Origin of the sequence: Ruegeria meonggei, assembly GCF_042768335.1 — a bacterium.
Taxonomy (GTDB): Bacteria; Pseudomonadota; Alphaproteobacteria; order Rhodobacterales; family Rhodobacteraceae; genus Ruegeria; species Ruegeria meonggei.
In genome coordinates this window covers 491,675-504,425 of record NZ_JAXHBT010000002.1, presented here as the reverse complement: position 1 = coordinate 504,425, position 12,751 = coordinate 491,675, and the positions used below count along the sequence as shown (strand labels likewise).

Below are 12,751 nucleotides of genomic sequence, written 5' to 3'. Positions count from 1 at the left end.
CTCACGGTAGCGAGTCAGGTTCGCCCCGGATTAGATGGTGTTTGAGGTCCATATCTCGGAGGTCTTCGAACGCGCAATGTCAGCGCTTAGATGGGTAGTATGAAGCTCTTCATAAAGCGCAAAATTCCGGTCCCTGGACCGTCTCCACGACGCGTTGAACTGTCCCAGACCACCGCATCGCCTGGCGCTGTTCTCAGGTTATAGCCGCTGAGGAACGTATCCATCGTTGTGAGGGCGGCAAAAATACTGAATTTTGTACTGCTGCCCCACGCAACTAGCTTTGGCATTGGCGCAGGTTTTTCGGCCTCGGGCGAGGGTGTCAGGCGCGCCGCGGCAGTGGTGCGCAGGATCAAGGTTCCGGGGCCTTCAGCATAGTAGAAAATCATCCGCCCCAGCATCAATGTCGAAATACCCAGGCTGGATATACGCCCCATGTTCAACGTGTCGCTCATTCCGACGAAGTCCGAAAAGCGAAAGATCACCCGCTCGCCGTCTTGCAAGGTCCACGACACCAGCTCGGCCGGCTCATCGACCTTCAATTCTGCATCAAATTCGTCGGGATTTCCTGCCCGATCACCGTCAACACGGTTCATGGCCCAGGTGCCACTGAGAATCCGCGCCACCGGCATACGAAGCCCCAACGGACGTCGCCGCGCGGGGGGTGGGCCCTCCAAGGTCACACCCCATCGGGCAACGAAAAACGCATCTTTTGCACTGGTCGGAATACGGTAGTGCTGCCCGTGATTGGCCACTACTGGCGCCACGGAAGGAGGATCATCAGGCAGGAATTGTGCGTGCACACTTGCTGCGCCGTTTGGCGCGAAAATCACGCGTGAGAAAACGATAAGCAGGGTCTTGAGCAGAATGATGAAACTGTACGCCGTCAACAGCAGTGAAACATTGCGCCATGTTCGAAAGCCACCGGTGATTGACGACGTGGTCGTCGTATGCATGGATATGTAGGTTTGGTGATAAACGCCCTGAACTTGGGTTGATGCGGTTTCGACGTCATCCGCTATATTGATCTCGTCGGGGCAGTCCCGCGGTCGGCCACGGTGATCGTCGTCGAGGCTGACGCATTTGGCGAAATCTGTGGTACTTTTAATCACGCCGCTGCGCGCATCCAGCATCATCTGATTTGTGCCTGAAACGATCCACTCTTTTGTCTTGCAAACCGGGTCCAACGGGAAACACCACCCGGGTTCTTCCAGCAACGGTAAGACATCCTCTGGAAAGGCTGCATTCATCTGGCCGTTGACAGCTCCGGGCACTTTCGCAAGATCGTTTTTCGCCTCTTTCGTGACTTTGGTCAGATTCACACTTAGGCGTTTGTGCACAGAAGTCAGATACACGTCAGACCAACGGTTGAGGGCCCGTTCCAATGGGTCTGCGGTGGGATACTCGCCTGACCACTGCTCGACATACGACGTATGGGTGTCGTGTGCCATTGGTTCGTTTTCGATCACCCAGCGGACAGCTGTGCTTTCCAGTTCGGTAATTTGCGCCTCAATTTCGGTAACCATGCGCGGTTCGATCAGCAGGTTTACCAGCCCCCACCAAAACCCACCAAACACGGCAAAGCAGGCAAAGGCCGGAAACCAAAGGCGCAATGTCCTGAGGCTGGCAGCTTTAAACTCGGATCTGGGCAAGGTTATGATGAACTGGCGGTTGTCCCGCACCATCAACCACAGCATGCGCACAAGCACCGAGATCGTCAGGAACAATAATGCGTTCACCAAATAGGGTTGATAGCCAAGAAACAGCACCCCTAGGAAACTGGCACCGGGTGTGGCACCAAAGAGTTGCGCGATCCATGAGGTCACCACGTCCAGAAACAAGACCGCCGTGAAACCAACAAAAGACGCCGACAGCAAATGCCCGTGGCACAGGAACAGATAGGTGCATGTCAGGGCAAGCGCGGCATATACAATATGTATCGCCATTTCCATTGGCCCGCCCGCACCTGCTGCGTTGAACGCGTAGATCAGCGACGACCAAATTAGGAAAACCGGTATTGGCCACAGCGTATATCGCCGTATCCTGACAACCAGCGCGGCCGCTATCAGCCCCGCCACTCCCAAAACGCCTATTGCTGGATGCCCCCACCCGCGCTGTTGGTACAGAGTTATCTGGTCAGTGATCGTCGTCAGAACACCCGTTTTGCCCGTAGCAACCGGGTCCAACACATACGCGTAAGAGGCCAGCATCGGCACCCAACCGATGAACAGCAAGAACCATAGGAGTTCCAGTGAGAACGGGTGCTTCGGCGTTTCGATACTGCTCAACTCCTCACGGGATTGAAGATACGTCCTTGGACAACCCAACATTGTGGTTTACGTGAGGGAACTATGGCTTTTGCATAAGCATCTGACAAGCCAGAAGCCCGCCGAGGCCAATCCTCAGCCCACGCGCACCTGGCTGGCGAGATTCAATCTCTGGTGTCTATTGGTTTTAGAAGACCTGGATTGCAGAATGGGCGTTGAGTTTCAAAAAATAGAAGGTCAGAGGGCATCACAGCAAATCAAGACCCGACAGCTACAATGCTCAGCCCACTGATTTCTGCAGAACTAGGAACGTCATCAGACCCATCGGCGGAAGCGTCTCTTTTTCGATGATTTGCAATTCTGGCGCCTGCAGAACTGTCTGGATGTCGAAGTCAGAGTGCCAGCCAAGAACATTTGCAAACGGGGCTGATATCCGTTCGACCAGAGAAAGAAACCCGGCTTCGCGCGCAAAATGATTGGTTATGACAATCTTGCCGCCAGGTTTGCACACACGTGCCATCTCGGCGACCACGCGCTCGGGCTCTGGCACGACCGAGACAATATGCATCGCAGCTACGGCGTCGAAACTATTGTCGGCAAAGCGCAGATCACGGGCATCCATCTGTTTAAGAGCATTAACCTGCGTCAGCTCAAGATCCCGAACCTTTTCTCGTGCTTTTGCCAACATCTCATCGCTGAAATCCACCCCGGTGACCCGAAGATCGTTGCGATACAAGGGCAAGGCCAGCCCGGTTCCAACCCCAACCTCCAGTACTTGCGTGCCCTTTTGCGCGTTGATGTAATCCACCGCGGTTTGCCGACCAACATTAGTCGCGACGCCAAACGTCCGATCATAAACTGGCGCCCAGCGGGCATACGAGGTTTTGACGGCATGGATATCCAAGAGACTGCCCTCTTTTGTTAAGTGGACTTTCGGGCCGCGCGAAACGCCAGCGCCAGGCTTGCGATGTAGGTGATCGAAATAAGTGCGAGGGTCGTCCACAGATAGATAAGCAAGGCCGACAGCAGAAGAACAAACCCCAGCATCAGGAATTTCGCGTTGCCACTAGGCACTGAGATGTTCTTGAAGGAAAATGTGGGAACCCGGCTTATCATCAAAAGCCCAATTGCCAGCAGGTAACCCGCAACAAAAATTGGTGGTGCCAACTGCATATCGGAGAACAGGAAAGATACATACATCGGCAGCATTGCCAGTAGCGCGCCCGCTGGTGAGGGTACGCCCTCAAAGAAATTGCTTTGGCTTTCTTCTGTGTCCGCCTTGCTGCTTACGTTGAAACGAGCCAGTCGCAAGACGCAGCAAATTACAAACCCCAGCACCGCCAGCCAGCCAGCGCTGGATTCGTGCAATGCCCAGAAATACAGTATCAATCCCGGCGCGACCCCAAAATTGACGAAATCCGCCAACGAATCCAGCTCTGCTCCAAACGAGCTTTGACAGTTCATCAGCCGTGCGAGGCGGCCATCAAGACCGTCGAGCACCATAGCCAAAAGCACCAGTTTTACAGCGGTTTCAAAATCGCCCTGATAGCCAAACCGGATAGCCGTCAGCCCGGCACAGATTGCCGTGATTGTCATCAGGTTGGGCAAGAGATGAATGACCGGCAGGTCACGTGTGGGGTCTGGCTGGGGTTTTGACATCTTTCAATCGGTCCGCGCGGAACGGGCCGGCTCATCAGCTGCCAGATCGGCCAGAACGGTTTCACCTGCGACCATTGTTTGGCCAAGGCTGACCATGGGTTGCACCCCCTCTGGCAAGTAGACATCCAAACGCGACCCAAAGCGAATTAGGCCAAAACGCTCACCGGTTTCAATTCCCTGCCCTGGATCGACAAAACAGACAATTCGCCGCGCAACAAGACCCGCTATCTGCACAACCGCGATCTGGCGGCCATCGGCCATTTCGATACACAGGCTGTTGCGTTCATTATCAGCGCTAGCCTTGTCCAGCGAAGCGTTGAAGAATTTTCCGGGCCGGTATTTGATTTCTGAAACCACCCCGGCGATTGGCGCGCGGTTTACGTGGCAGTTGAACACATTCATAAACACGCTGACGCGGGTCAGGGCCTGATCCGGCATCCCAAGTTCGGATGGAGGCACCGCAGGCTCGATCAGTGACACAACACCGTCCGCAGGGCTGACGATCAGCCCCTCTCGCACCGGCGTCGACCGCTTGGGGTCGCGGAAGAAATAGTAACACCAGACGGTCGCACCGATACCGATCCATCCCAGAACCGTTGACAGAAGGAAGAACAGCACCGTTATGGCTGCGAAGATCGCAACAAATTTGCGACCCTCCGGATGCATTGGCTTCAGAAAAGTGTCGCGCATCCGCATTCAGGTCGCCCTTTGTTAGTGACTGGTCGCTTCCTAACCCGGTTCCGACGTGGTCCACAACGGGGTTTCGGTGTCTTGGTGGAAATCCCACCAACAGGCCGGGTTCAGATCCCTATCGAACTTGCACCACTCGGATGCCATTCATTCCGAAAAATAACGCGTGGCAGCCCGTATTGCGCAATGCCTACGATTTAAGCGACACCCACAACACGACGGCGTCTTCCTTGCTGGTCGAGATACAGCCATGCCCCATGCCGCTGTCGTAATATAGGGAATCTCCAGTCTTCATGGGCAACGCGCGATAATGCTCGGACACAAATACAAGCTCGCCACTCAGGACGAACATGAACTCTTCGCCAGAATGTCTGATCCAGGTTTCGAACTCGGATACATCGCGGGCTTTTATGGTGGCCAAGTAAGGCAGCATGCGTTTGCTGGTAAGCTCAGAACACAACAGCTCGTGCAGATAGGTTGGTGTATCCTGAAGCTCACCCTGCCCTTTTGGTGTGAAATCGCGACGCCCGGCAATCCCGGCTTGACCCGACTGCAGGAACAGTTGTGGCGTGTTCATGTCCAGCGCCTGTGTCAATCGTCTCACGATGTCAAAGCTGGGCTTTGTCTGATTGTTCTCGATCTTCGAAAGTGTTGACCGCCCGATCCCCGCGGCCTGTCCCGCTTCCTCCAGAGTCCAGTTTTTGGCGCGGCGCGCATCACGGATGGAACGGCCCAAGGCGGCTCCTTCATCCGGCTCTTCCTGTCCGGAAACAACGTTCTGGGTCTCATCTATCACAGAAATCTCCCTTCATTTACAGAGACTAAGAAATTCCCCAGACGCACGCAACTTCACAAATACGAGAAATATGTTGCCCTGAGGGAATGTTTTCCACTATAGGAAACAAAGTTTCGTTCCGAGGATTCGAACAGGAGGAGGGATCAATGTTCCAAACATCGTTGTCCAAAGCAGATCCGGTTATCGCGGCGTCGATCAACCGTGAGGCTACCCGCCAGGCAGAGCAGATTGAGCTTATTGCCTCTGAGAACATCGTCTCACAGGCCGTGATCGATGCGCAAGGTTCGGTCCTGACCAATAAATACGCCGAAGGCTATCCCGGTCGCCGATACTATGGCGGCTGCGAGTTCGTGGACGAAGTTGAAGCCGAAGCGATCTCTCGCCTGAAACAGCTGTTCGGCTGCGCGTTTGCAAATGTTCAGTCGCATTCGGGGGCTCAGGCCAATGGCGCGGTGAAACTGGCACTGCTCAGCCCCGGCGATACGATCCTTGGCATGTCCCTGGATGCCGGCGGGCACCTGACCCACGGCGCCAAACCGGCGCAGTCGGGCAAATGGTTCCGTCCGGTTCAATACGGCCTGACCGACGCAGGACTGATCGACTATGATCAGGTTGCCGCGTTGGCGCGGGCAGAAAAACCCAAGATGATTATTGCCGGAGCATCCGCTTATTCGCAAAAGATCGATTTTGCCCGGTTCCGCGAGATCGCGGATGAGGTTGGCGCATGGTTGCTGGCCGATATGGCCCATATCGCCGGGCTGGTTGCAACCGGCCTGCACCCCTCGCCCATTGGGCATGCGCATGTGGTCACCTCGACCACGCACAAAACTCTGCGTGGCCCCCGCGGCGGCATCATCCTGACCAATGACGAAACACTGGCAAAGAAGATCAACTCGGCCGTCTTCCCCGGTCTTCAAGGCGGCCCGCTGATGCATGTGATCGCAGGTAAGGCTGTGGCCTTTGGCGAGGCGCTGAAACCCGACTTCAAGGTCTATATGCAGCGTGTTGTCGACAGCGCATCGGCGCTGGCGAATGTGATGATGTCGCGCGGCTGTGACATTGTCTCGGGCGGGACAGAAAACCACCTGATGCTGGTTGACCTGCGCCCCATTGGTGTGAAGGGCAAGGATGCCGAGGTCGCGCTGGAACGCGCAGGCTTTACCTGCAACAAAAACAGCGTTCCCGGTGATCCGGAAAAACCCACTGTTACCAGTGGTGTCCGTTTGGGCACTGCTGCCGGATGCAGTCGCGGATTCGGTCCGGAAGAATTCAAGCAGATCGGCCATCTGATTGGCGATGTGCTGGACGCTTTGGCGCAATCCCCCGAAGGCAATGCGACAGTCGAAAAAGAGACCCGCGAAAAAGTCCGCGCCCTGTGCGCAAGTCACCCGATTTACTGAGGGCTAATTATGAGCGCTTACGATCTCATCGTTATCGGGGGTGGTCCCGGCGGTTATGTCGCGGCTATCCGTGCCGCCCAACTGGGAATGAGTGTTGCCTGCGTCGAAGGGCGTGGGGCCTTGGGCGGAACCTGTCTGAACGTGGGGTGCATACCCTCCAAAGCGTTGCTGACCTCCTCGGCCAAATATGCCGAGATTGCACATCTCTCCTCCCACGGTATTTCGGTCGGGGGGGCCAGCATCGATGTACCCGCAATGATGGGGCGCAAGGACAAGATCGTCGGTGATCTGACCAAGGGCATCGCCTTTCTGTTCAAGAAAAACGGTGTGGACTTGATCGAAGGCTGGGCAAGCATCTCAGCCGCCGGGCAGGTCAAAGTCGGTGATACGGTCCATGCGGCCAAGAACATCCTGATCGCCACCGGATCTGAGCCGACCCCGCTGCCGGGGATCGAGATTGATGAGCAGGACATCCTGAGTTCCACCGGTGCCATTGCGCTGGACAGCGTGCCAGATCATCTGGTGGTGATCGGTGCAGGCGTGATCGGTCTGGAATTGGGTCAAGTCTGGGCGCGTCTGGGGGCCAAGGTCACGGTGGTCGAATATCTCGACCGCGTCTTGCCGGGTATCGATGGTGAGATCGCTAAGCTGGCGCAACGGGCCCTTTCCAAGCGCGGGCTGAAATTCCAGCTGGGCCGGGCGCTGAAATCCGTTGAAAAATCCGATGCCGGGTTGACCCTGACGGTCGACCGGGTCGGCAAGGACAAAGAAGAAGTGATCGAGGCCGACAAGGTTCTGGTGGCCGTTGGTCGCCGCCCAGTGACGCGCGGACTTGGGTTGGACGCGCTTGGCGTTGCCCTGAATGCGCGCGGCTTCATCGAGGTTGATGGCACATTCCAAACATCTGTGCCCGGTATCTACGCCATCGGCGATTGCGTCCCCGGCCCGATGCTGGCGCATAAGGCCGAGGAAGACGGCGTCGCCTGTGTCGAAATGCTGGCCGGTGAGGCGGCCCATCTCGATTACAACACCGTTCCGGGCGTGGTCTACACCGACCCCGAGGTTGCCTCGGTCGGACTGACTGAAGAGGCGCTGAAGGAGGCGGGCACCGAATATACGGTCGGCAAATTCGCCTTCATGGCCAACTCCCGCGCCCGCTCGACCGGCGATACCGACGGTGCCGTTAAAGTACTGGCCGATCCCGATGGCAACATCCTTGGCGCGCATATCTGTGGGGCCCATGGCGGCGATCTGATTGCCGAACTGGTGCTGGCCATGACCAAAGGCGCCACCGTCGCCGAAGTCGCCACAACCTGTCATGCGCACCCGGCCATGGGCGAGGCGGTGAAAGAGGCCTGCCTTGACGCCATGGGCCGTGTGATCCACGCGTGAAGGAGATCAGCCAGATGACCATCCAGCTTCGCCCTCGCCACCCGGAAAAGGCCAAAAAACCCGACAGTGCCATTCCGCGCAAACCCAAGTGGATTCGGCGGAAAAAGGTCGAGGGACCGGAATATTACGAAACCCGCCGCTTGATGCGCGACCACAATCTGGCGACCGTCTGCGAAGAGGCTGCATGCCCCAATATTGGTGAATGCTGGTCCAAACGCCACGCCACCATGATGATCATGGGCGAGGTCTGTACGCGTGGCTGTTCCTTCTGCAACGTCTCCACGGGCCGCCCGGATGCGCTGGACGCATTTGAACCCGGCCGGGTCGCGGTGGCGGTCAAAAAACTGGGTCTGCGCCACGTGGTGATCACCAGCGTTGACCGGGACGATCTGCGCGATGGCGGCGCTGAACATATTGCCCAAACCATCCGTGCTGTGCGTCACCAGAACCCTGGCACAACGGTAGAAGTCCTGACCCCCGACTTTCTGGGCAAAGGGGATGCGGCTGATCTGGTCTTTGATGCCGCCCCCGACGTATTCAACCACAATCTGGAAACAGTTCCGCACCTGTATCCCACGGTGCGTCCCGGCGCGCGGTATTATGCATCACTGCGCCTGCTGGACGACGCCAAACGCGCCAATCCGGAACTGTTTACCAAATCGGGACTGATGGTTGGCCTGGGAGAGACCCTCAATGACGTGCGGCAGGTGATGGATGATCTGCGCGCCGCTCAGGTCGATTTCCTGACTGTTGGGCAATACCTGCAGCCGACCTCGAAACACCACCCGATCGACCGGTTCTGGACACCCGAAGAGTTTACTCAGTTGGAACAGATCGCCCGGTCCAAAGGCTTTTTGCACGTGTCGGCCACTCCGCTGACCCGTTCGTCGTTCCACGCGGACGAAGATTTTGCCGCCCTCAAGCAGGCCCGCCAGCGGGCCCTCGCAACAGGGGCATAAACCTAACGCAATTGGGAGGAAATCCATGGAAGCGTTAACTTCAATCACAGGGGCCATCAATGGCGTCGTATGGGGCCCTTGGATGCTGGCCCTTATCCTCGGCGTCGGCTTCTTCTTGCAGGTCGGGCTGAAATTCATGCCGATCCTGCGTATCGGCACCGGCTTCAAGCTGTTGTTTGCAGGCCGTGAAGGCCAGGGCGAAGGGCAGATCAGCCCGTTCAACGCGCTGATGACCTCGCTGTCGGCCACCATCGGTACGGGTAACATCGCTGGTGTGGCGACTGCTGTCTTCCTGGGCGGTCCGGGTGCATTGTTCTGGATGTGGATGACCGCCCTGGTGGGCATGGCCACCAAATATGCCGAGGCGGTTCTAGCGGTGAAATACCGTGAAAAAGACGAGCTGGGCAACTTTGTCGGCGGCCCGATGTATTACATCAAGAACGGTCTGGGCGCGAAATGGGCCTGGCTGGGCGTAGCATTCGCTCTGTTTGGCGGTATTGCGGCGTTTGGCATCGGCAACGGTGTTCAGGCCAACGGCGTGGCCCAAGTGCTGGAAACAAATTTCGGCGTCAATGAATCGGTCACAGGCATTGTCCTGATGGTCCTGACCGCTGCCGTAATCCTCGGTGGTATCACCCGCATCGGTGCGGTCGCCGGGAAATTGGTTCCGTTCATGGCGGTTGCCTACATCGTCGCGGGTCTGCTGGTTCTGCTCTTGAACATTGGCGCAATCGGTGCTGCCATTAGCGACGTATTCACCTACGCGTTTACTCCTTGGGCTGCAAAAGGCGGCGCGGCTGGCGCAGCGGTATGGCTGGCCATTCGCTTTGGTGTTGCTCGTGGCGTGTTCTCGAACGAAGCCGGTCTGGGTTCTGCCCCGATTGCACACGCAGCGGCCGAGACCAAAGGTCCGGTCAACCAGGGCCTTATCGCGATGCTGGGCACGTTCATCGATACCATCATCGTCTGCTCGATCACTGGTCTGGCGATTATCGCCTCCGGGGCGCTCGATGCATCGATTGCCGACTTTGTCGCCAACGGTGAAACAGAGGGTTACAAGGCAATTTCGGGTGCAGCTCTGACCTCATTGGCATTCGAAACCACTCTGCCCGGCATCGGCGGCTACCTGATCGCCATCGCATTGTCGATCTTCGCCTTTACCACCATTCTTGGCTGGTCGTTCTACGGCGAGAAGTGTGTCGAGTTCCTGCTAGGCGTCAAATCCCTGCTTCCCTACCGCATCCTGTGGATCCTTGCGATCTATTTCGGCGCAACAGCGGATCTGGGCTTCGTCTGGCTGCTGGCGGACACGCTGAACGCCATGATGGCTATCCCGAACCTGATCGCCCTGGCGCTGCTGAGCCCGATCGTCTTCAAACTGACGAAAGAGTTCTTTGCCAGCGGTGGCAAGTCGGAAGAATCCGGCGGCACACCCGCCGAATAACTTCGGTCAGAAAGACTGCGGCGGGCCTCTCTGGCCCTCCGATTTCCGGAACAAAAGTTGAAATTCGAGGAGATGTGTGATGGCCACCAAAATCCTTCTGCCCATTGACCACACCGAAGAAAAATCGTGGAAACAGGCGCTTCCGGCTGCTTTGGAACAGGCCCAGTTCTACGGGGCTGAACTGCATGCGGTGTCCGTCATTCCCGAGATCATCCAGTTGCCGAACCTGCCCGCCAACTATGGGGCAGGCGCCAGAGACCACGTACGTCAGGCCGTTCAAGTCATTCTAGATCACAACGATGCCAAAGATGTGGAAATTCATATCGAAGAAGGCAGCGTCTACCGCGAAATCCTGAAATGTGCCTACAAAGAAGGCTTTGACCTGATCGTCATGGCCTCGACCAAAGGCGATTACCCGAATTATGAGATTGGCCCGAACCTCGCTCGTGTCGTGCGCAATGCGCATTGCACGGTTATGGTTGTGCGCGATCAGTCCCGCTAACCGAAAGGCTGGAACAATGACCGAGATTAAACGCACCCCTTTGCATTCGTTGCATGTTGAATTGGGTGGTAAGCTGGTTGATTTTGCGGGCTGGGAGATGCCTGTTCAGTATCCTTTGGGGATCATGGGTGAGCATGCGCAGTGTCGTGAGAAGGCGGCATTGTTTGACGTGAGCCATATGGGTCAGGTGATCCTGCGCGGTGAGAATGTGGGCGAGAAGCTTGAGGCGATCTGCCCGCAGGCTTATGCGACGCTGAAGCCCGGCAAGGCGCGGTACGGGTTTTTCACCAACGTGGATGGCGGGATCATGGATGACCTGATCGTGTCGAACGCGGGTGATCATTATTTTGTGGTGGTGAACGCGGCGCTGCGGCATCAGGACATCCCGCATATGCGCGCCAATCTGGACGGGGTTGAGGTGATTGAGATCTTCGACCGGGCGCTGGTTGCGGTTCAGGGCCCTGCGGCGGAAAACGTGGTGGGCGATCTGTGCCCTGCGGCACGCGACATGACGTTCATGGAAACCATTGTGGCGCCGATCCTGGGCGTGGACTGCCGCATCTCGCGGCTGGGCTATACCGGCGAGGACGGGTACGAGATCTCGATCCCCGAGGACAAGGCCATCGAAGTTTCTAAAGCCTTCCTGGCGCATGAGGATTGCGAAGCGGCCGGTCTGGGCGCGCGCGACAGCCTGCGGCTGGAGGCGGGCCTGTGCCTGTATGGCAATGACATCGACCAGAGCACCTCGCCGATTGAGGCCAGCCTCGCCTGGGCCATTCAAAAGCGCCGCAAGGAAGAGGGCGGCTTTCCGGGCGCCGACCGCATCCAAAAAGAACTCACCGAAGGCCCCGCCAAAAAGCTGGTCGGCATCAAACCGACAGGCCGCGCACCTGCGCGTCAGGGCGTCGAGATCCAGGGCAGCGATGGCACCACGATTGGCCAGATCACCTCGGGCGGGTTTGGCCCCACGGTCGGTGGACCGGTGGCGATGGGCTATGTCGCTGCCGGTCACGGTGAACCCGGGGAACAGGTGAACCTGATCATCCGGGGCAAGCCGCAACCGGCGCAGATCGTGGCGCTGCCCTTTGTTACCCAGAATTACAAGCGTTGAAGTCAGGAGAGAGACACCATGGCAACCTATTATTCCGAAGAGCATGAATGGCTGACCGTCGAGGGCGACACCGCCACGCTGGGCATCACCAAACATGCCGCCGAGCAGCTGGGCGATGTGGTCTTCGTCGAACAGCAGGAAGCAGGCGACGAGTTCGAAAAAGGCGGTGAGATCGGCGTGATCGAATCCGTCAAGGCGGCCTCCGAGCTTTATGCCCCGGTGGACGGCGAGATCGTAGAAGTGAACGAGGCGCTGGCCGACAATCCCGGCTCGCTGAACGACGACCCCGAAGGCGCGGCCTGGATCTACAAGATCAAGATCACGGACGCGGCGCAGCTGGAAGATCTGATGGATCTGGACGGCTACAAGGCCCTGATCGGCTGATCTTTGGCCGGGTCCCTGCGCGGACCCGCCGTTTCAACTGCGGATGCCGATTGGGCTCCGCCCGTTTGGGCCTGAACCTGTCCACCGGACAGGTTCAGGGACGGCCCTCACCCCACGCCGGAGGCTATCGCAGTCTCTGCCCGACCTGAC

General features: G+C 57.6%; 12 protein-coding genes. 7 read left to right on the top strand and 5 right to left on the bottom strand.

What is annotated here, in order from left to right:
* Window positions 1–86 precede the first annotated feature (86 nt).
* The 5 genes from SJY13_RS22405 to SJY13_RS22385 all read right to left on the bottom strand — a co-directional run bounded on the left by SJY13_RS22405 (window position 87) and on the right by SJY13_RS22385 (window position 5,409).
* Window positions 87–2,285 (bottom strand): hypothetical protein, encoded by a 2,199-nt coding sequence (locus SJY13_RS22405; protein ID WP_377194502.1) that lies wholly within the window; start codon window positions 2,283–2,285, stop codon window positions 87–89.
* A gap of 259 nt (window positions 2,286–2,544) precedes the next feature.
* The gene (locus SJY13_RS22400; RefSeq protein WP_377194500.1) at window positions 2,545–3,168 is read right to left on the bottom strand and encodes a class I SAM-dependent methyltransferase; all 624 of its coding nucleotides are present in this window, start codon (window positions 3,166–3,168) and stop codon (window positions 2,545–2,547) included.
* Window positions 3,169–3,185: 17 nt separating this feature from the next.
* The gene (gene pssA / locus SJY13_RS22395; RefSeq protein ID WP_377194498.1) at window positions 3,186–3,923 is read right to left on the bottom strand and encodes a CDP-diacylglycerol--serine O-phosphatidyltransferase; all 738 of its coding nucleotides are present in this window, start codon (window positions 3,921–3,923) and stop codon (window positions 3,186–3,188) included.
* A 3-nt stretch (window positions 3,924–3,926) separates the two neighbouring features.
* Window positions 3,927–4,619, bottom strand: coding sequence for a phosphatidylserine decarboxylase (locus SJY13_RS22390; RefSeq protein WP_377194496.1), 693 nt, complete (start codon window positions 4,617–4,619; stop codon window positions 3,927–3,929).
* A 184-nt stretch (window positions 4,620–4,803) separates the two neighbouring features.
* Window positions 4,804–5,409 (bottom strand): helix-turn-helix domain-containing protein, encoded by a 606-nt coding sequence (locus SJY13_RS22385; protein WP_377194494.1) that lies wholly within the window; start codon window positions 5,407–5,409, stop codon window positions 4,804–4,806.
* 146 nt (window positions 5,410–5,555) lie between these two features.
* Between SJY13_RS22385 and glyA the strand changes: the two genes are divergently transcribed.
* From glyA to gcvH, 7 genes are all read left to right on the top strand, one after another.
* A complete protein-coding gene (glyA, locus tag SJY13_RS22380) occupies window positions 5,556–6,809 on the top strand; it encodes a serine hydroxymethyltransferase (RefSeq protein ID WP_377194492.1) in 1,254 nt (417 codons plus the stop codon).
* A gap of 9 nt (window positions 6,810–6,818) precedes the next feature.
* On the top strand, window positions 6,819–8,201 hold the full coding sequence (gene lpdA / locus SJY13_RS22375; RefSeq protein ID WP_377194490.1) for a dihydrolipoyl dehydrogenase: 1,383 nt from the start codon (window positions 6,819–6,821) through the stop codon (window positions 8,199–8,201).
* 14 nt (window positions 8,202–8,215) lie between these two features.
* Window positions 8,216–9,160, top strand: a complete 945-nt coding sequence (gene lipA, locus SJY13_RS22370) for a lipoyl synthase (protein ID WP_377194488.1) — start codon at window positions 8,216–8,218, stop codon at window positions 9,158–9,160.
* Window positions 9,161–9,185: 25 nt separating this feature from the next.
* On the top strand, window positions 9,186–10,604 hold the full coding sequence (locus SJY13_RS22365; protein WP_085824699.1) for an alanine/glycine:cation symporter family protein: 1,419 nt from the start codon (window positions 9,186–9,188) through the stop codon (window positions 10,602–10,604).
* A gap of 79 nt (window positions 10,605–10,683) precedes the next feature.
* The gene (locus tag SJY13_RS22360) at window positions 10,684–11,106 is read left to right on the top strand and encodes a universal stress protein (protein WP_377194486.1); all 423 of its coding nucleotides are present in this window, start codon (window positions 10,684–10,686) and stop codon (window positions 11,104–11,106) included.
* A gap of 16 nt (window positions 11,107–11,122) precedes the next feature.
* Window positions 11,123–12,217 (top strand): glycine cleavage system aminomethyltransferase GcvT, encoded by a 1,095-nt coding sequence (gene gcvT / locus SJY13_RS22355; protein WP_377194484.1) that lies wholly within the window; start codon window positions 11,123–11,125, stop codon window positions 12,215–12,217.
* A gap of 18 nt (window positions 12,218–12,235) precedes the next feature.
* Window positions 12,236–12,601, top strand: coding sequence for a glycine cleavage system protein GcvH (gene gcvH / locus SJY13_RS22350; RefSeq protein WP_085824926.1), 366 nt, complete (start codon window positions 12,236–12,238; stop codon window positions 12,599–12,601).
* Window positions 12,602–12,751: the final 150 nt, after the last annotated feature.